This is a genomic window from Cytobacillus sp. C11.1 (genome assembly GCF_058145115.1).
Genome location: NZ_CM176935.1, coordinates 298,568 through 318,287, shown reverse-complemented (window position 1 = coordinate 318,287; position 19,720 = coordinate 298,568). Strand labels below are relative to the sequence as shown.

General features: G+C 40.4%; 18 protein-coding genes and 2 pseudogenes. 15 read left to right on the top strand and 5 right to left on the bottom strand.

Features of this window, described 5'->3' with window-relative positions:
* Positions 1-234 precede the first annotated feature (234 nt).
* Both AC3ZVC_RS01555 and AC3ZVC_RS01550 read left to right on the top strand, forming a co-directional pair.
* Positions 235-1,074, top strand: a complete 840-nt coding sequence (locus AC3ZVC_RS01555; protein WP_490065983.1) for an STAS domain-containing protein — start codon at positions 235-237, stop codon at positions 1,072-1,074.
* A gap of 85 nt (positions 1,075-1,159) precedes the next feature.
* Positions 1,160-1,756: an SAM-dependent methyltransferase gene (locus AC3ZVC_RS01550; RefSeq protein WP_490065982.1), complete on the top strand. Its 597-nt coding sequence runs from the start codon at positions 1,160-1,162 to the stop codon at positions 1,754-1,756.
* Between the two features lie 459 nt (positions 1,757-2,215).
* Here AC3ZVC_RS01550 and AC3ZVC_RS01545 read toward each other — a convergent pair whose 3' ends face one another.
* Positions 2,216-2,419, bottom strand: a complete 204-nt coding sequence (locus AC3ZVC_RS01545) for a hypothetical protein (RefSeq protein WP_490065981.1) — start codon at positions 2,417-2,419, stop codon at positions 2,216-2,218.
* 170 nt (positions 2,420-2,589) lie between these two features.
* Positions 2,590-3,000: an Lrp/AsnC family transcriptional regulator gene (locus tag AC3ZVC_RS01540; protein ID WP_490065980.1), complete on the bottom strand. Its 411-nt coding sequence runs from the start codon at positions 2,998-3,000 to the stop codon at positions 2,590-2,592.
* Positions 3,001-3,131: 131 nt separating this feature from the next.
* Here AC3ZVC_RS01540 and AC3ZVC_RS01535 point away from each other — a divergent pair, with 131 nt between their 5' ends.
* The 5 genes and pseudogenes from AC3ZVC_RS01535 to AC3ZVC_RS01515 all read left to right on the top strand — a co-directional run bounded on the left by AC3ZVC_RS01535 (position 3,132) and on the right by AC3ZVC_RS01515 (position 9,333).
* The gene (locus AC3ZVC_RS01535; protein WP_490065979.1) at positions 3,132-3,911 is read left to right on the top strand and encodes an MBL fold metallo-hydrolase; all 780 of its coding nucleotides are present in this window, start codon (positions 3,132-3,134) and stop codon (positions 3,909-3,911) included.
* 365 nt (positions 3,912-4,276) lie between these two features.
* Complete coding sequence (locus tag AC3ZVC_RS01530) at positions 4,277-5,710, top strand: MFS transporter (protein WP_490065978.1); 1,434 nt, start codon at positions 4,277-4,279, stop codon at positions 5,708-5,710.
* Between the two features lie 71 nt (positions 5,711-5,781).
* A pseudogene (locus AC3ZVC_RS01525) lies at positions 5,782-6,400 on the top strand (nitrite reductase).
* Positions 6,401-6,779: 379 nt separating this feature from the next.
* Positions 6,780-8,015: pseudogene (locus tag AC3ZVC_RS01520) on the top strand (IS110 family RNA-guided transposase).
* 448 nt (positions 8,016-8,463) lie between these two features.
* Entirely contained in the window at positions 8,464-9,333 is an 870-nt protein-coding gene (locus tag AC3ZVC_RS01515; protein ID WP_490065977.1) for a DMT family transporter, read from the top strand.
* 132 nt (positions 9,334-9,465) lie between these two features.
* On the opposite strand, the gene htpX is transcribed toward AC3ZVC_RS01515, so the two are convergent.
* A complete protein-coding gene (gene htpX / locus AC3ZVC_RS01510) occupies positions 9,466-10,347 on the bottom strand; it encodes a protease HtpX (protein WP_490065976.1) in 882 nt (293 codons plus the stop codon).
* A gap of 208 nt (positions 10,348-10,555) precedes the next feature.
* On the opposite strand from htpX, the gene AC3ZVC_RS01505 reads away from it, so the two are divergent.
* The 4 genes from AC3ZVC_RS01505 (at position 10,556) to AC3ZVC_RS01490 (ending at position 13,588) form a co-directional block, all read left to right on the top strand.
* Entirely contained in the window at positions 10,556-11,287 is a 732-nt protein-coding gene (locus AC3ZVC_RS01505) for a DUF1836 domain-containing protein (RefSeq protein WP_490068778.1), read from the top strand.
* A gap of 136 nt (positions 11,288-11,423) precedes the next feature.
* Positions 11,424-11,771 carry a MerR family transcriptional regulator gene (locus AC3ZVC_RS01500; protein ID WP_490065975.1) on the top strand — a complete coding sequence of 116 codons (348 nt, stop codon included), beginning with the start codon at positions 11,424-11,426 and terminating at the stop codon, positions 11,769-11,771.
* A complete protein-coding gene (locus tag AC3ZVC_RS01495) occupies positions 11,768-12,220 on the top strand; it encodes an SRPBCC family protein (protein WP_490065974.1) in 453 nt (150 codons plus the stop codon). The genes AC3ZVC_RS01500 and AC3ZVC_RS01495 overlap by 4 nt, the downstream gene beginning before the upstream one ends.
* Before the next feature lie 141 nt (positions 12,221-12,361).
* Positions 12,362-13,588, top strand: coding sequence for a DUF819 family protein (locus AC3ZVC_RS01490; protein ID WP_490065973.1), 1,227 nt, complete (start codon positions 12,362-12,364; stop codon positions 13,586-13,588).
* A 130-nt stretch (positions 13,589-13,718) separates the two neighbouring features.
* Here the strand turns inward: AC3ZVC_RS01490 and AC3ZVC_RS01485 are convergent, their stop codons facing one another.
* Positions 13,719-14,237 carry a hypothetical protein gene (locus AC3ZVC_RS01485; RefSeq protein ID WP_490065972.1) on the bottom strand — a complete coding sequence of 173 codons (519 nt, stop codon included), beginning with the start codon at positions 14,235-14,237 and terminating at the stop codon, positions 13,719-13,721.
* 238 nt (positions 14,238-14,475) lie between these two features.
* On the opposite strand from AC3ZVC_RS01485, the gene AC3ZVC_RS01480 reads away from it, so the two are divergent.
* Positions 14,476-15,783, top strand: coding sequence for a uracil/xanthine transporter (locus tag AC3ZVC_RS01480; protein ID WP_490065971.1), 1,308 nt, complete (start codon positions 14,476-14,478; stop codon positions 15,781-15,783).
* A 27-nt stretch (positions 15,784-15,810) separates the two neighbouring features.
* Here AC3ZVC_RS01480 and AC3ZVC_RS01475 read toward each other — a convergent pair whose 3' ends face one another.
* Positions 15,811-16,683, bottom strand: a complete 873-nt coding sequence (locus AC3ZVC_RS01475; protein ID WP_490065970.1) for an aminoglycoside 6-adenylyltransferase — start codon at positions 16,681-16,683, stop codon at positions 15,811-15,813.
* 840 nt (positions 16,684-17,523) lie between these two features.
* On the opposite strand from AC3ZVC_RS01475, the gene AC3ZVC_RS01470 reads away from it, so the two are divergent.
* The 3 genes from AC3ZVC_RS01470 (at position 17,524) to AC3ZVC_RS01460 (ending at position 19,520) form a co-directional block, all read left to right on the top strand.
* Positions 17,524-17,916, top strand: coding sequence for a hypothetical protein (locus AC3ZVC_RS01470; RefSeq protein WP_490065969.1), 393 nt, complete (start codon positions 17,524-17,526; stop codon positions 17,914-17,916).
* Between the two features lie 127 nt (positions 17,917-18,043).
* Entirely contained in the window at positions 18,044-18,811 is a 768-nt protein-coding gene (locus AC3ZVC_RS01465; protein WP_490065968.1) for a MerR family transcriptional regulator, read from the top strand.
* Positions 18,812-18,950: 139 nt separating this feature from the next.
* Positions 18,951-19,520 (top strand): CBO0543 family protein, encoded by a 570-nt coding sequence (locus AC3ZVC_RS01460; RefSeq protein WP_490065967.1) that lies wholly within the window; start codon positions 18,951-18,953, stop codon positions 19,518-19,520.
* Positions 19,521-19,720: the final 200 nt, after the last annotated feature.

Below are 19,720 nucleotides of genomic sequence, written 5' to 3'. Positions count from 1 at the left end.
ACAGCTGAAAGAGTACTGATCAAAACGCGGAGCTTTAGTTATTTGCTGTACACAAACTCGCCAATCCTGAAAGAAATTTAATTTCGTGGTTTAACAGGAGCTTAATCAGGGTATTATCATTTAGCGTTTGATAAAATAAGAGCAACATCTTCCATATTTAAGTTTTTGGGAGGATTTTCCACCGTTAAAACGAAAGTGTATACTATTCAGAATAAAAAGGGGCGTATGCTTAAAATGGAAGCAACTTACAGGGATAGCAAGGATATTGCGGAATTCATCGTTGCGAACCGTGAAAATTTTCAGCAAAAGTTATTATCAGAGGCTGTTAATGTGGCTTCAAAAATTAATGATATTTTACAAAGGGGAAATATCGACCTTTTAAAAAACGCCGAGAAGCTGGCGTTATTTGTAGCAGAAAATAGAGAGGAAGAGCTGATTGCGTTTGCCAAGCAGGAAGGCGTGGCATGGGCGGAGCATTCCCTGACTCTTTCATTCAAACTGGAATGGGTTCAGGCTATCAGACGTACGCTATGGCATTTTCTATATCAGTTTGACAAGATAAAGGATACGGATACATCGCGCGAAACCTTTTATAATCTGGAAAAAGAGGTCAATGACCATGTTGACGAATTTCTGAATAACTTCTTCATCAGCTATTCGGATTATAAGGATGATATGCTGAAATCCCAGCGGAAACTGGTTGAGCATTTATCTGTGCCGATTATTCCAATCAGTACTTCAGTAGCAGTGCTGCCGCTTATTGGCATGATTGACTCCTACCGCATCCAGACCATCGAAGAAAAAGTTTTGATGGATATTTCTTCAATCAAGATTCAGACCTTAATCATGGACCTTTCCGGCATCGCGGATATGGAAATTGACGTGATCGTACACTTTAAAAAGATCCTGAGCGGCATCAAAATGATGGGTTGCGATGCAGTGCTTACGGGCTTGCGTGCTGAACTTGTCCGCAAAATGATCCATGCTGGCGTGACATTCGAGAAGCAGGCAGAAACCAAGGGAACGCTGCAGCAAACATTGCGGGAATATTTGGTGTTGAGTACGCCGAAATAGTCCAAATACATACTAGAGTGCCTGGCACTGCCACTGGAAATTTCATATGGCGGTGCCAGGCACTTTTTTAGCGGAGGAGTAAAGCATGAAAGAGTCAGATATGGATGAGTTGCTAAATATCGAAACGGGCGGAGAGCAGATAGGGTTTCACAAATATTTCCATTATCACCGCTATGAGCCTACCCCTTATGAGGGTTTGGAAAAATTGTTTGCTGAATATGAACTGAAAAGCAGTGACCGGGTAGTAGACTTTGGCTGCGGGAAAGGCCGGCTGCCGTTTTATGTTCATCATAAGTTTGGCGCTTCCGCAGCAGGTGTGGAGATGAGTGAGGATTTTTATGAAGAGGCCGCTGCCAATTTACAGCGTTATAAAGGAAATAAAGACCGTATTGAATTTCAGTGCTGCCTGGCGCAGGAATATGAAATTTCGGCTGCAGACAACCGTTTTTACTTTTTTAACCCGTTTACCGTGCAGATTTTCATGAAAGTGGTCAACAATATTCTGAGGTCTGCTGAAGAACACCAGCGGGAGATTGATATCATTCTCTATTATCCATCGGAGGATTATATTTTTTACCTGGAAAACAGCACACCTTTTGAGATGATGAAGGAAGTTGGTCTGGGAAAGCAGAATGAGAATGAGCGGTTTTTGGTGTATCGGTTTAATCAAACGTTTGATTGAACAAGGAGAGGCTTTAAACTGGCAATCTCCAACCGCATTGAATGATTAACTCGGCGGGGGGAGGGTGACGATAAAAGGGGATGAGTTGATGATATATCAGTGAAGTTACCGAAATATAAGCGAAGTTGAGGATATACAGGCGAACTTGCCGAAAAAAAATAAGAAAGTTGACGATAACTCTTACAACGGTTTGGCAACTAATCTTAAACATAAGCACCCTTTACTTTAAGTACACTTCTTCACAATCTTTGACAGTTTGATGACTATAAAAAACGATTACCCTTCAACAATTGCAAGGTATTTCAAGATTTCTCCTTCTAATTCTACAATTAAAATATCTCCTCTTTCCTTGGCTGAAAAGATTTTTGCACCAACTGGAAGTTTGTTCGCCATTTCATCTTTAAAAACTGTATTAGTATCATTTTGGGTTTTGATTTCACCGATTTGAACGTCTTTTTTTTAAGACAATTCTTCAACCCAATCAATATTAGTCTTGTAGATAACTCCATCATACTGAAAAATATCAGCATCGGGGTCCAATGATAAAACTTCTTCAGCATCAGTACTATCAATGGATACTTTGGTAGTTTCTTCTCCATTAGAACATCCAGTAATCAAAAATAATGTTAATGCAATCAAGACATAAAATAGCTTTTGAACCAATGTAATTCCCCCTTTTATAATTAAACGGTTATCCATATTAAAAGTTCCATGTGTAACTAACCTGCACCGTTTGTTCAAAAAGAAAATGTCACCTGGTTCGGCAGCTGATTCTGAACATAAGCACCCGTTTGTTTAAGTGCATTTTTCACAAAGTTTCTTTTTTTAATCCACTATTTATTAATAACAATAGATAATTTATAGCTCACATAATTACTTAAGTCTGTCAAAAATTCATCTAATATTTCATTGGATGGAAATTTGCATTCGAGAAGATAACAGCTTTCTCCACTAACTTTGTAGTTGTTTATGATAAATTGATCTTGTTTTTTTATGAACGATAAATAATGTTGATGATTTGTGCTTTTAGTAAAAATATGTATAATTGCGTGAACAGGGTACCCCATCTTTACTTGGTTTATTTTAATGGTATAGCCTTCTATAATCCCATTTTCTTCTAATTTTGCCACTCTTGCCGAAGTAGCTGGTCCAGTCAAATGGACTCTTTCGCCCAGTTCTTTCATTGTAATCCGACTATTCTTGGATAGTTCATCTAGGATAAGAATATCCGTGTTATCTAACATTTATATAACTCCTTTCATAAATAAAGTAAAACCACCAAAACACTTTATTTAATCTATGTATTCGTCATCGGGTCATAGTATAGAATATATGTTGTTATAGGGGAAATTACAAACAAAAGGAGTTAATATATATGAAAATACAACTAATTCGAAACGCTACGCTCGTTGTTCATTATGCAGGTAAAAAGTTTTTAATAGATCCAATGTTATCAGAAAAGGGAACTCTCCCGCCTTTTGGACCTGGTGTAGGTTTACCCCCTGCACCAAGGCAAGACCAAAATAATCCTTTAGTAAGCTTACCAACAGCCATTGATAATATTATATCTAATATTGATGCTGTCATTGTCACTCATCTGCATCCTGACCACTGGGATGACGTTGCTAAAGAAGCATTGCCAAAAGAAATTAAAATATTTTCCCAAAATGAAGAAGATGCGACAGAAATTCGAACCGCTGGTTTCAAAAATGTAGAGGTTTTACAGGAAGGTACAGTCTTTGAAGATATACAATTAATTAAAACAAAAGGCGAGCATGGCAGAGGCGAAATCTTACAGCATGCTGGTCAAGTGTGTGGCGTTGTCTTTCGACATACAAATGAAAAAACTTTATATGTAGCTGGAGATACGGTATGGTATGGTGCTGTTCAAGACGTAATCGAAACACACAAACCAGAAATTATTGTTGTAAATGGCGGAGATAATCAATTCCTAGTAGGCGGTTCACTGGTAATGGATAAAGATGACATTTATGAAGTTTGTAAGGCTGTCCCTAACGCAAAAATTATTTCTGTCCACATGGAAGCAGTAAACCATTGGACATTGTCTAGAGAAGAATTAAAGAGCTTTGTTAATGAAAAAGGTATCGCATCGAATGTGCTAGTGCCGAATGACGGTGAATCTTACTCATTATAAGAGTAAAAACAAACTGAGTTCTTAAGTTATCCACAGCTATGCATTAACATGTTCCGAAATATATAACTTATTATTAGATAATAGCTCTGATTAACTGTTCAGAGCTATTTTATTTGTAGTTTGAAATAAAAAAAGTTATATAAAAACATATTGACATACTTTAGGGGGGTATAGTAAATTAGGTTTGTGAGGTGATAAGGTGGAAAAAATGAAGTTATGTTTTATGATTAAATATACACCTCATATGTATTCCATAGAGGGAAGGAAAATATTTAATTAGAATGAGGGGTAAAAATTATTTTTTTAAAGAAAATATACCTTACTAAGGTATCCTATATTTAAGTTTTGATTGGGGGAGATTTTTTATGTCGGCAGATTCACAAACACTTATACAAGCAGATCCTAAACGTTGGAAAGCACTTGCTTTGTTAGGCTTTGCGAATTTCATGGTTATGATGGACAGTGCCATTATTCAGGTTGCTTTACCATCTATCAAAGAAACTTTAGGCTATTCACAAGAAAATTTACAATGGGTAATGACCGCTTTCCTTATCTTTTTCGGAGGTCTTTTGTTATTGGGAGGAAGGCTGAGCGATTTATTCGGGCATCGTCGTATTTTTATGTGGGGATTTTCAATTTTGACTTTGGCTTCCCTGCTTGCAGGTTTGGCTTGGAATGATGTAGTTCTTAACATCGCACGGGCAGTTCAAGGTGCTGGTTCTGCATTGATTGCACCAGCAGCTCTTTCTATTGTCATGATACTGTTTGCTGGAAATCCGAAAGAACTAAATAAGGCTCTTGCTTTATGGGGACTTTCAGGGGCAGCAGGTGGTTCAATCGGTATTGTTCTCGGAGGTATCCTTACGGAGTTCTTAAGTTGGAGATGGGCGTTGTTAATCTACGTCCCTATTGGTATTATCATTTTGCTCTTGTCACCAGGACTATTACAAAAAGGAAAACGTATGAGTGGACGCATCGACTATGCTGGAGCTATCTCCGTTACAACTGCTTTAGTTCTATTGGTTTATGGTATTGCAAACGCAGAACACAGCGGTTGGGGTTCACCATCAACTGTATGGTCCTTGTCTGTTGGAGCTTTGTTGTTCATCATATTTATTATAATTCAGGTTATTAAAAAGGAACCACTTGTTCCACTTCGTATATTTAAGACTCGAAACTTGTCTATCGGTAACGTTTCGCTTGTCTTGTTATCAATCTCATGGGTTCCGATAATTTATTTCCTTGTATTGTATTTACAACAGGTATTGAAATTTGCTCCTTTCTCAGCAGCAATGGCTTTATTACCTGCCCCAATATTGATGGCAGTATTTGTGGTTGCCGTAGCTGGAAAAACAATGGAGAAACTTGGATTGAAGATTACTATGGTTATCGGGTTCCTTATTCTCGGTAGTTCGGGACTATTGTTTTCCTTAAACACATCAGTAAATGGAAGCTATTGGACAAGTGTAGTATTGGCTTTGTTATTAGCCGCTCTCGGCAATGCCCTTGCTTATCTGCCAGCTACCACAGCTGCTGTATCCAACGTTAAATCAGAGGAGTCAGGTCTTGCATCTGGATTGTATAACACTACTTACCAGATTGGATCGGCATTGGGACTAGCCATTATGGTTGCGATTGCTGGAGCGACAACTGCCTCTAGTGACGCAGGATCCCCGATTGTCGCTTTAAATGAAGGTTTTCAACAAGCATTTTTATGGTCTGGTATAGTTGCTTTTCTAGGTGTTATATTGGCACTTTTGTTCGTCCGTTCACAAAAACAAGACGTATCAAACGATTAGCCCCGCCATGATGTAATTATCTTCGTGTATCCAAGAGTCATGTTGTAATTAAAGAGCAGGGAGAGATTAATATGGGGAAGGAAGTTAACAAGATTAAAATCGCCGTAAATGGAGGAATAGGTTTTGGGGCAAAACTTAACTCGAAACAGCTTATGAAAATTTCTAAATATATGGGCGAAGATGAGGAACTTGAATTAACGACGTTTCAGCAACTGTATATAGAAATACCTGAAGTAAAACGAAGCGAGATTATTGAAGAATTCAAAAGTGTGGGGGTGGAATGTTATCCAGTTGGAAACTTTGTAAAGAGTTTAAGAACCTGTAATTTTTGTAAAGGTGAAGAAGAGGAAGGAATGCCAGTGGGCGAAAGAATTAAATCGCCGTATCGCTGGTAAACCTGTCCCCTTTCCCCTTAAGGTTGCATATACAGGGTGTCCTATCGGTTGCGGAGAACCAATGTTAAATGACATCGGTGTTATGAAAGTTAGAGAAAATTATAACTTATATGTTGGAGGGAAAGCAAAGGGGAAAGATGCACAAGTTGGCTCTTTATTAATGGAGAATCTAACACCAAATGAATTGTACTATTCAGTAGAAAAGATAATTGATTTATATTCACAAATGGGTAAAAAACGGGAGACATTCTATAAATTTTTGACACGGATAGGTAGCGATCAATTAATAAGCTAATAAAAATTTCAATATTTTTGTTTGTTCTTTTTTCATAGTTAATCTGGCTTGACGCTTCTAAACGTCAGGCTTTTTTCGTATGAAATAACAGAACCCCATATTGAGCTAAACTGCCACTTTCGTATTATAAGGTTAGCCAGAATGCTAAATATTTCTGGTTGACCATTTTTTATTTGGTCTTATTATATCAGTAGCCAGGGTAGAACGTAACTGCCCGTGGGGCCTTCGACCCCGTCAGCTAAACGGTTCGCCCCCTACTTGTAGAAACATGATTGAGGCTGGTTGGGACTTAGATCTCCGTATAACAAGCGAAGCTGTGACACTGCATGGAGGAATTAGGGGTACTGGCAAATTACTAGTTTAGGAGGAGGAATTAGAAATGAATCCAGTCATTGGTCTGGATGTTTCAAAAGGGGAAAGTCAAGTTCAGGCATTTTTAGATAAAGGCAAACCATATCGTAAGAGTTTTAAAGTTTCTCATACTATTGAAGGTCTTGATTTACTTGTAGAGTTTCTGGAGGTCGTAAAGAGAGAAACAGGTAAGAAACCACCTATCGTCCTAGAGGCAACATGACATTATCATTCCTCTGTTGTTCAATACTTGGAGGACCGTGGATATTTAATGATCATCATTAATCCACTGATTTCTTATAAAGCTAAAAGTTCAAGTCTTCGGAAAGTAAAGACAGATGCGGTCGATGCTTACCATCTCTGCGAGTTATTTTATAAAGAGGATCTTGAGCCATATAAAAAGCGTGGAGTTCAACTTTTAAACCTCCGAAATCTTACCAGACAGCACGAGAATATAACTGGGGTATTAATCCAAACAAAGCTACAATTTCAAGCCATTCTGGACCAGGTCTTTCCTGAATATAGAGGGGTTTTTGGCGACTTATATTCAGTAGTATCACTGTTAACTCTTTCAGAGTTTCCCTCATCTGAAGATATATTAGAGGCAAGTGTTGAAACCATATCTGACAAAATCGCTCAATTATGTAAAAGCCGTTCATACAGATGGGCTAATGAAAAAGCCATTCAACTCAAAGCTGCCGCAGACAGAAATCCGTTTGAAAAGACTTTGTATCAGAGTCATATTTTGAGTCTTGGTATGTATATAAACATCATTCTTCAATACAAAGAGCACCTATCCAAGTTAGAGTCAGAGATAGATGCCCTCGCAAAAGAAGTTGAAGAATATAATATTATCAAATCTATCCCTGGTATCGGTGAAAAGATCGCTGCAACGATCATTTCAGAGATTGGGGAGATAGATCGATTTACTGATCCTAAAAAACTCGTAGCTTTCGCTGGAGTTGATCCTAGTGTATTCGAATCTGGTAAGTTTACAGCCACCAAAAACCGAATCACTAAAAGAGGCTCCAGTAGACTTCGTCACGCCTTATATATGGCTGTTCGTTGTGCGATTCGTGACTGTCGTAAGAGCAAAACAAGCGATGAAATTATTCCTCGAAATAAGAAATTACGAGAGTTCTATGATAAAAAACGTGAAGAAGGAAAACCTTTTAAAGTAGCTGTTATTGCTTGTGTAAATAAGCTCTTACACTGGATATTTGCCCTTTTAAAAAACAAAGCGACTTTCCAAGATATAGCTTAGAACCTAAATTAAACAAAATAGTACAAAACCTTCCAAAAACAGACTAAAGGAGGTTATTTGGTATGCACATTTTTAGTATAGCATGAGATATTTTAAGTTTTTATTGAAAAATATTGACAAACTATTAGCTGGTTTAGTTCAATAAAAATGAAAAGCCTTCTCACTCGAGAGGGGCATATTTTTTGCAATTAAAAACCAACCATCGGGAAACTGGTTGGTTTCTGTTTCATTTATTCTTTTAGAGGATACCGTCCATATTGCATGTAAGCTGATTTAGGTTTTAGGTAGGAAATCTAGGGAATTACGGTTAATACCTTTTTTTAAAAACATATATTTGATGAGGAGCTTGAAGAGAATTGTTTGTCTTTAAATCTTCGTTAAGGTCGCGAGAGGTTTCTACTAGCTTGATCAAAAATCAGAACCAATACTTATCTTTAGGAGGCACACGATGAAATTTGCGGGGGTAGGCCTAGTGATGCTAGCCGCAATATGCTGGGGCATTAGTGGAGGAATTGCCGATATTTTACTGACCAAGGGCTGGGATCCTATTGTGATTTCACTGTACCGGGGGGCTGTTGGATTTATATGTTTTTTTGCATGGTTTCTCTTTAGCTTTAGACAAAATCGGACCTCCTCCACTCGTTTATACATATGGTCCCTATTGGCGGGTGTTGGTGTCGCTGGAAATTTCACTTTCTATTTTCTAAGTATTCAAGCATCAAGCATTGCTGTGGCTGCTACTTTAATGTACACGGCTCCTGTCTTCGTCCTCTTAATATCTTTTTTGTTGCGAATAGAACGTTCAACCTGGTTTAAATGGGGCTGCATTGCAGGTGTACTTATAGGGATTACCCTGCTTACGGGTGCCTACAACACCAAATCAATTTCAGTAAGTTTTCTAGGGGCGACAGCGGGGCTGGCTGCTGGCCTTTCCTATGCATTGTTTATATTCGGATTTAAAAATGCCTCTTCTATCGGAAAGCCGCAGACTACGTTAACCCTCGCCTTTTTTTCTTTATGTCTCATCCTTTTTCTTTTTACGGATAAGGATGAAGCAGCTGCTGTGGTGACGTCAAGTGACATAGGATGGTTTCTTCTATTAGGGATCGTGGGTGCTGGAATTTCATTTATATTTTATGTGATTGGCGTTCGACGGACTGCCCCGACAACTGCTTCGATGGTTGCTATGGTAGAGCCGGTCACAGCTTCATTATTTGGCGTTCTGATTATCGGAGATCATTTGACCATCATTCAACTTCTTGGAATGATGGTCATCTTGGTTACGATCACCGTACTTAGTGTGAAGCAGTCCGACTAACGCAAACTTATCTTCACTCAACTAATTTAACTGATCATTTTTTTGTGAAACGGCATTTTCTTAGTAAAATACAGCCACCAAAGGAAAAAGGACGGCAGGATAATTTACACTGCCGTCCTTTTTCCTTTCCTCTTATTTCATGCTCAAACGTCTAATCCGCTCATCCAAATTCGGATGCGTTGAGAACAATGAAGCTTTGGTTCTATTATTAATTTTCAAAGTAGAGATCGCAGTTTGCTGTTCACCCTGGATACGGTTTGAGTATGCCTTCAGCATTTGCAGGGCGTGTGCCATTTTGTCCTTGCCGGCTAGATCTGCGCCGCCACGGTCCGCATGAAATTCACGGTGACGGGAATAAGCGAAGACAACGAGGCTGCCAAGAATCGAGAAGGCGATTTGGAACACGATTACAGCAATGAAATGAACGATTGGCGCCATTTCTTCTCTAACAAAACGGGATGCTACCCATGCTGCAATTCGTGCAAGGAAAACAACAAATGTGTTCACGACACCTTGAAGAAGTGTCATGGTAACCATATCTCCGTTTGCAATATGTGCAACCTCATGGGCAATGACGCCTTCAATGGCATCGTCGTCCATTTCCTGCAGCAATCCAGTCGAAACTGCTACAAGAGAACGTTTTTTAGATGGCCCAGTGGCAAATGCGTTCACTTCAGGAGAATGATAGATTCCCACTTCAGGCATATGTGTTAAGCCTGCTGCTCTGGATAGGCGGTGAACCTTTTCCACAATAGTGCGTTCAGCTGATGATAAGGCTCCATTTGGATCCAGCACCTGGACATTCATCATTTTCTTGGCCATCCAGCGGGACATCCAGAGTGAAATGAAGGAGCCAGAGAAACCAATGACAGCACTCACAACCAGCAAGGCACCGAAATCAATGCCTCCCTGGGCATTAATATAATTTCCTCCGCCAATCAGCGAGAAAATAATACTGATCGTCAATAGAACTAGAACGTTCGTCAATAAAAAGTAGAATATGCGCTTACCCATTTCCTCACCCTTATATTTATATTTTTTATTTCGAGGTCTTATGAACTTGTCATCTGACTATATTTTATATTTTTTCTAATAAAATTACAAGAATTAAATAACGTAACCAAAGTTTTAAAAGGGTAAACAAAAGGGAAAGCCATTGACTGTTAAATAGGAAACAATTAGGATGGAGACAACTAATAGAAGAACGCAGGGGCTGATAACCTTGGAATTATTCCAGCTATCGAGAAAAGGCATGGCTGATTTTCTCATCTCATTAAAAGGGGAAGGGACTTATTCACCCAAAGAAATCCTTCAGAATGCGTGGCAAGCTGCCCATCAAAAAAACGGTAAATCAATGGAGGCTTTCTTAGATACAAAAATGCCTGCCATTTTCGAAAAATTGCTGAGGGCTGACCTACAAAAGATCGGCTTTTCGATAAATGAAATTGTTGCACTGGGAAACCAGATTGAATTTACCAATTTATCATCAACTGCGGTGCAAAACTGGGTGAAACGGGATGTAAAGGAGCTAATAGGAAGTCCACAGCTTGGAAAAAAGTATTCAGTCGACCAGGCCGCAATGCTTTTTATCGTGGAGGATCTGAAAGCAACTCTTGATTTCGACTCGATCCGGAAAATTCTCGCACTCTTATTCAATGATCTTGATGACCGGACAGATGATGTGATTGAGCCGATCCCTTTTTATTCGGCATACGCAGCTATTTTTGAAAAAGCACATCATCAAAACATCGTAGGGGAAAGCATGCACGAACAGATCGAACAGTGCATCAAAAAAGAAGCCTTGAGGACGCTGGAGACTTTTCAGGAATTAACCGACCAGCAAAAAGACATCGTCTCCAATATCCTTGTCACCGCATCTTTAACGGTCCTATCGGCGTACTATAAGTCGCTTACAAAAAAATATGTGACTGCTACCCTGTTTTTAAATGGGTAACTAAAAACATCGCCAGTTTTACAGCAGGCGATGTTTTTGCCTATCAGGGGTGGGACATCATTTTTATTAAAAGAATCTTTCAAATACCTGTTGACCGTGTGGTGCACCCCTCAGTTTATGATAGGAGTGGGAGGAAATGATGTACAAGATTAGTGAATTTGCCGAGATGACTGGCTTAAGCAAAGAAACACTGCGCTATTATGCGGAAGTGAAATTGCTCGAGCCTGCTTATATTGATGCAAAAAACAATTACCGGTACTACGATGATGGAAGTTATTTCTTGGCTATCCTTTTAATAAAACTTAGAAGATTAGGATTTACCATCCAGGAAATGATTTCGGTGATGGAAGACGAATCCTTCGCCAACTTGGAAAAATTACTGCTGCAAAAAAGGGAGCTCATACAGATGCAAATGGAGGAGCTTCGGCTTCAGATGGAAGAAATTGATGCGTTTTTGGAATCAGGGAGGGAGGAAGAATCGTGATTGAGTGGAAAGAGGAAATCATGATTGAGACGAATATTGAAAGAGTGTGGAGTTTGTTTTCGGACGGACAGATCAAAAAAATAATGCCAAAGGTCGAGGAGCATACATTAATAGAAAAAACAGAACAGGAAGCTGGGGCGAAACATCGGCAAACCTACAGAGAAGGCAAGCGCCTTGAAACGTATATCGTAGAAACATTGGACTATAAAAATGACGAAGCCAAAAAGCATAAGCAAATCCAATTTGTCCTTGGGAAGGCCTTTGAAATCAGGCTGGCTTTTACGCTTCTAAAAATTGATGACAACCATACAAAGTTTATTTACGAAGGTCAAAATAAGGGAGTTAACTTTGTCGGAAGGGCCATGCTGAAGCTGGGCGGCGAAAAAAACAACCACAAGGTGGTAGAAGAATTTATGCAGCGGGTTCGAGAGGAAGCTCTGAAAATTTGAATTAAATGGTGATGGTACCAGGTACCACCCGAATTTTGTCGAATGGGGCTTTTGGGGCGAAATTGAATATTTTGAATTTTTTGTTTGATATAGTTAATATGTTTATAGTGATAAAAAACTGTAAAAAGGAGGATGCAGATTTTGGAGCAAACCCTGATTAAAGCTGATGATTATGTGACTTTGTGGGGGATTATCGTGGTGTGGGCTTCAGCGAGTATTTATTTGGAGCAGCGCTATAACTGGGCCGCAAAAATTTCGGGTGCCATTGTCGCGCTGATTGGTGCTATTATTCTATCGAATACCGGCATTATTCCTACAGCCTCGCCTGTTTATGATGCGGTATGGACTTTTATTATCCCGCTCGCCATTCCGCTCCTGCTTTTCCATGTGAATTTTAAAAAAATATGGCAGGAAAGCGGCCGCTTGCTGATTATCTTTCTGATCAGCTCCATTGGGACCGTTGCAGGTGTGATCATCAGTTTCTTTTTACTAAAGGATCATATCCCGATGCTTGATAAAATTGGCGCTATGCTCAGTGCGTCATATATTGGCGGGGGAGTGAATTTTGCAGCTATGGCGGCGAAGTTTGAAACACCGGGAGAAATGGTCTCTTCAGCCGTAGTGGCAGACAATTTAATGATGGCCATTTATTTTGTTGTCCTGATGATGATTCCGGCGATGAGTTTTTTCAGGAGCCGTTTTAAGGCACCGTATGTTGAAAAAGTGGAAAGCGGAAGTATAGGAGAAGAGGGCAAAACGCTTGCAGAAAGCTTTTGGAAGAGGAAGGATATTTCGCTGAAGGACATGGCGCTATCCGTAGGGACCGCGTTTCTGCTTGTCATCGTCTCTTTTAAAATAGCAGAATTCCTGGACGGACTCATACCTTCCGGAGATGAGACATCATTCTTTTTAAATCTGCTTAATGGGCTATTCGGGGACAGGTATCTGATGCTGACAACCCTTACATTCCTTGCCCTGGCATTGTTTCCAAAGTACTTTGAATCGATTAACGGAAGTCAGGAAATCGGGACCTTCCTTATTTACTTGTTTTTTGTTGTGATCGGTATTCCAGCATCCATCCCAATGATCATTCAAAATGCTCCCCTGCTTTTGGTATTCGTTTTTATCATTGTGCTGGTGAACATGGCCGTTTCATTAACTGCTGGCAAACTATTAAAATATGACCTCGAAGAAATCCTGCTTGCCAGCAATGCGAATGTCGGCGGCCCGACAACAGCTGCGGCTATGGCAATTGCGAAAGGATGGAAGGATCTGATTGGCCCCATTCTGGTCGTCGGAACGATTGGCTACATTATCGGCAACTATGTCGGCACCACGCTTGGACTGTGGTTTTCTGCTTTTATGTAAGAACTCTTATCGCAAACTTTGTTGCTATTTAATAAGTAGTAAGGAGCGGTTGAATTCCGCTCCAGGATGCGGAAGCATTTTATTTAGAAACAATCCTTTGCAAAAAAAACTGCCCGCAACTTTTTGCGGGTTATTTATTTTGGATGAAATTCCCATAATCAATGACTTTTATGACCCCATCCTTGGATAATCCTAAATTTGCTCTCCTGATGTCTTTGGGTGTTAAACCATGGCTAGTAAATTTTGTTCGCAAGTGGTTAATACTATTTTGATATCGTGAGTGATCCGAAACGTTCACAGGCATTTTTTCCATGATGATCCATCCATGTCCATGTTGTATGACAGGGCACAGGTGGTTTCTTATTTCTGGAGGACTTTTTGTAAAAAGTTCAAATTCTGTTTTATTCCCGCTAATGCCCCATTCTGAAGTGGCCACCTTTAAAACAAAACCATTCCCCATGTCATAAACCATTCGGCTATGGCCATAGCCAAGCAACTTATACCTTAATCTCATGGTTCTTTTGGCCAGTTTCATCTTATTATAAATGCCCATGCTTTTCCATTTATTCATATTTGATATCCAAAGTTTAATAGCTTGCCGTTCGTTTGGAGACAAAAGATTGGATTGAGAATGAATATCCGATGACAAAGCTCTCACATCCCTATCCGAAATAATTCATACATAATATAGTATTGAAAGAGGGAAGAGCTTGTCAGTGCATATAACTAGGTTTCCGGCCGCTTTGGCTGAATTCAGCCATTTTTAGCGATTTTCCAGTTTTCTTCAAGTGAAATCCAAGGAAATTTATCAGGATTTATATTATAATAATAGCTAGTTTGATTTTTAGAGAGACGAAACTTTTAGATTTGAAAGCGGTGTTTGCAGCATGAATAAACGGTTTGGTTCCGTTACGATCTTTTCTTCCGTACAATGGCTTTTCTTTATATTTGCGAATACAGTGATGATCCCGATTTCAGTGGGAACGGTCTTCCAGCTGCCGGATGAAACGATTGCGATGATGCTGAGAGCCTCGCTTGTATTTACAGGGCTTGCGTCGATTTTTCAGGGCTGGAAAGGGCATCGCTATCCGTTGATGGAGGGGCATTCCGGCTTGCTTTGGGGAGTTATTTTAAATTTGGGATTGTCGGCATCCTCCCTGGGAATGAGTTATACCGAAATAGGCGGCGGAATCGCCACAGGAGTGCTTTTAGCTTCAGCCGTTACGTTGATTCTCGCGGCATTTAATGGAATATCTCTATTAAAAACGATTTTCAACCCGATGGTGATGTCAGTCTATCTGTTTCTATTAACCTTCCAGCTGATTTTTATCTTTTTCAAAGGCATGATGAAAGTCAGTGAACAGGGCACGATGGATGTTCCCGTCACTTTATATTCTTTTGCCCTTGTCATTTTTGTCAGTTTGCTAAAATTAAAAGGGAACGGAATCGTCAGCAATTTTTCAATTTTAATCGGATTGCTGGCCGGCTGGATCGGCTATGATTTGCTCTTTATGAGTGAAGTTCAGCAAGGCGCAGCTGCTGGAGATGTGAGTTTCACGCTGTTTCCGCTGGGACAGCCTAACCTCGAAATCGGGATTATCGCGGTTACGTTCTTTGCTGGTTTGATGAACCTGAGCAACACAGTTGCTTCAATTAGCTCAGGGGATACACTTTTTAAAAAAGAATCCGGTCAGCGGGAGTACCGTGGTTCCATATTTTTTACAGCCGTTTTCACTGTGATCGGCAGCGGATTCGGACTGGTGCCGTATACACCATTCACATCATCCATTGGATTTTTGCAGAGTACACGAATTTTTATGAAAACGCCATTTATCCTTGGGGGCGCACTGCTGGCCGCGATCGGCCTGATCCCGCCGCTGGGAACATGGCTGGCAGGCATGCCGGTTACGGTCGGAAATGCTGTCCTGTTTGTCGCTTATCTGCAGCTTTTCGGTACGGCTTTTAACAGCTTAAACGGAAAAATCTTTAACTCGAATACGATTTTTCGCCTGGCAGCTCCGGTACTGATCGGCATCAGTTTAATGAACACACCGGCTGCGCTGTTCGCTGATTTGCCAGTCCTGATCCAGCCATTTATATCAAATGGGCTGATTATGGGCGTGTTCATATCCATTCTCATGGAAAAAATGGTGAACTGGTCTGCGTTTGAGCAATTCGAATTGAAGAATAACTAGAGAAATCCCCTGGATAAGGGGATTTTTTTAATAGATGGACTTGGCATCCACAGGCAGATTCCGAACATGCTTTAAAAATGCGGTAACCCTTTTATCGTCTTCATAAGGATAGGTGAAGCCCAGCTTATCCCCGACTTCAATCGCATTTTTTCTGAAAAGGTCGCACATCGCGAAAAGAGCATTCCAAATGTTATGAAAATCAGCGTCAGAATAAGTAGCCTCGAACTGCGCCCATTCCCCTTGATCTAGAAAAACCGGCAAGTCCTTGCCAAACTTCCCAGCGCTTTTTGTAAAATCCGTCTGGATGCCGACCTTCCATTCCATCATCTTAATCAGCACATGGCGGTTGATTTGCTCATGCATAAATATCGCATACGTTAGCTCCCTGCGCCAAAGCCCTTTGCTGATATTCATGCTGATCCACCAAAACTCGTTGCAGATATCTGCAAACTCCTGAGCAGTCGGCTTTTGAACCCAATAATCCCGGTCTGAAGCAGGCGGCATGGGACCCATGAGCCCATCTTTATCGAGAAGCAGCACACTCAAGCTGTCAGGCAGCAGAAGCTCATCTATTTTTTCAACCGGAATTAAGGTCAAATCGATACGGTTCCCGTCCATAAACTGCATTAAATAAGGAAAGCGGCCAAGCCCATCAGCAGGCGGCAGCACCTTTTCCTCCGGCAGCTGCATCATAATCCGCTCGCCAAACACATCCACCCAGCTATGATCGCGGGTAAAAGAATCGATATCTCTCACCAGGTACACAATATCGTAATCTTGAAAGATATCTTTTTTTACATTCGGATTCGCGCGTGAACCATTGAGGATGACAGCACGAACTCGTTCATCATTCCTGGCTGTTGATAAAATCAGGTTCATCATTTCGGTTTCGGATCTCATATGGCCTCCACTTATCTTTTTGGTCTTTTCTACTAATATACTTCTTTAATTGGGGAATACCTGCAAGTTTATGAAGAGAAATCTTATCAAGGAGAAGGGGGATGACCATAAAGAGTTATGAAGATGCATTGGAACATTCATGAGCAGGAAGTCATAGGAGTAGTGTCCATGAAGCCGAATATCATCTCAAAGAGAGAAAAAAGGGTGCCATGAAGTGTTCATGAAGCCGAATATTATCTCAAAGAGAGAAAAAAGGTCGCCATGAAGCGTTCATGAAGCCGAAAATCACCTCGGAGAGAGAAAAAAGGTCGCCGTGAAGCGTCCATGAAGCCGAAAATCATTTCAAAGTGAGAAAAAAGGTCGCCATGAAGCATTCATGAAGCCTAAGATCAACTCAAAGATAGAAAGAAGGTCGCCAAGAAGCGTTCATGTAGCCGAAAATCACCTCGGAGAGAGAAAAAAGGTCGCCAAGAAGCGTTCATGAAGCCGAAGATCATCTCAAAGAGAGAAGATAGGTCTCCTTAAGCCCTCAGGCAACAGATTGCTTCCCCGTATTCTGCGATTCCTTTTTCAAAGCGTTTCAGCCCGTCCGAACTGGAGGCTTGCAGTGAAAATATTATTTCGCTGCGCAAATTAATATGCATTTAAATCAAAAGCGGCTGCCAGGCATTTTTTAACCTGAAAACATTAGCCTGTTAACCGCGAAAAATTGAATATACCCATTAAATACCTATTCAGTCTTCTATAACAAGAACACAAACAAATGTTCTTTTAGGACACGCATAACACCGCCTCTTCCAAAATAATATGAAGTATCATCCAAGAAAAGAGGCGAATCATATGACAAACAATGAGAGCATTATTACGAAGGATATGCTGGTCCGTTTTGTTGAGCTGAGCCGCAGGAAAAAGGATCTGGAAAGTGAGCTGGATAAATTAAAAGAATTATTCCATCAGTATTTCGATACGGCTGTCGGAAAGAATGAGAAAGGAGAAGTCACAATTAACAACTACAAACTGCAAAGGCAGATTCGAAAAACAGAAAAATTTGATCAGGCAACGACTGTTCAAAAGCTGGAAGAATTGAATCTCCTTGATCTTATTCAAAAAAAGCCTGATGAAGGAAAAATTAAATCTGCACTGGATCTTGGATTGATTAAAGAGCAGGACCTGGAGGGATGCAGGCTCTCAAAAATGACCGCAGCCCTTCTTGTGAAAAAACTGGATTCTTAAAAAAACGCTTCAAAAAACAGGCAATTTTTTTTATAAAAAAGGTTTGACCTTCACGCTGCGTAAAGGTGTATCGTAATAAACAGAAAGTACTTTCATTCATTATTTTCGAAAGGAGGACATCAAAGGCATGGAATATACAGTGCAAAAGCTTGCCAGGCTGGCTGGGGTGAGTTCGAGGACTCTGAGGTATTATGATGAAATTGGGATTCTGAAGCCGGCAAGAACCAATTCGTCGGGATACCGGATTTATGGCCAGCAGGAAGTGGATCGGCTGCAGCAGATTCTTTTTTACAGAGAGCTTGGCGTCAGCCTGGATCAAATCAAGGAAATCATCACCGCACCTGCTTTTGATGCTGCCGGTGCATTGAATGAGCATCGGGAGAAACTCCTGGAGAAAAGAAAGCAGCTGGATTTGCTTATTGATAATGTGGAAAAAACCATTATGTCAGCAGAAGGGAGAACGGCCATGTCAGACAAGGAAAAGTTTGAAGGATTTAAAAAGAAGATGATTGATGATAACGAGAAAAAATACGGGAAAGAGATCCGTGAAAAATATGGAAATGAGACGATTGATCAATCGAATGCCAAGATGATGAATATGACAAAGGAACAGCATGAGGCTGTAACGAAATTGGGTGAAGAGGTGAACAGCACCTTAGCCGCAGCTATACAAGCAGGCGATCCGGCAGGAGACCTTGCGCAAAAAGCAGCAGATCTCCATAAGCAGTGGATCACGTTTTATTGGAGTGAATATAGCAAAGAGGCACATGCAGGCCTGGCAGAAATGTATGTGGCAGACGAAAGGTTTAAAGCCTATTATGATAAAATTCATCCTCATGCTGCAGAGTTTTTAAGAGATGCAATTTTAATTTATACAGGACAACAAAGCAAATAGGTACAGCGGCAGGCTTCGGCCAGCCGCTTTTTTGCATGTATTTTTTATTAAATATATCGGCTTACTGTATGTTACTTTTTGCATGGGGAAAGATGAATAGAAACCATATTAACTCGCGCTCGCGCTGGCAGGTGATACTATGAGTAATTTTCCTTCATACGAAGAGGTGCAAAAAGTCAGGGAAACGTTAAGGGATGTTTCTTTTGAACACTGGGTGCAAGAAGATTTATGGAGCTTTAATTGGTGGCTGTTAGTGACCGCCACCGTTCTTCCCTTTGTTATTTGGTGGAGGCTGGTGGACAGGGAGCGTTTTTTTGAAATCCTTGCTTACGGCTTAATCTGCGGAATGATTGCTTGTTTCCTGGATGTTATGGGTGTGGATCTTCTATTATGGGGCTACCCCGATAAATTATTTCATTTTATTCCGCCATTAATGCCTGCAGATTTTGTGGTGATCCCGGTTTTAGGGATGCTGATATATCAATACTTCAGCACATGGAAAAGCTTTGGCATTGCTTCGGTTATCCTTGCGGCGATTTTTGCCTATATCATTGAACCGTTATTTAGCCTTTTACATATGTTCGAATTGATTCATTGGAAGCATACGTATTCGTTTATAGGCTTTATTCTCATGTTTTTGACGGTTCGTTTATTGATCATGGGCATAAAGTCGATGCTCCACAGGGGAAAAAGCAGTGAACAGCTATAAGGATGAGAGTGGTCTTTTTTCTCCCATCATGTCTGGCATTTGACAGCTCATTAGCAGGCATTACATCAAAACCATTTATCTGCTCTCGCTGGAGCATATTGTAAATCGCCTGGCGCATTAATCGCACTTAATTTTGTAAAGAAAAAAAGCTTTTCCATGGTGTACTCCAAGTCCCGGCTACTAGCGTTAAAGGAATATTC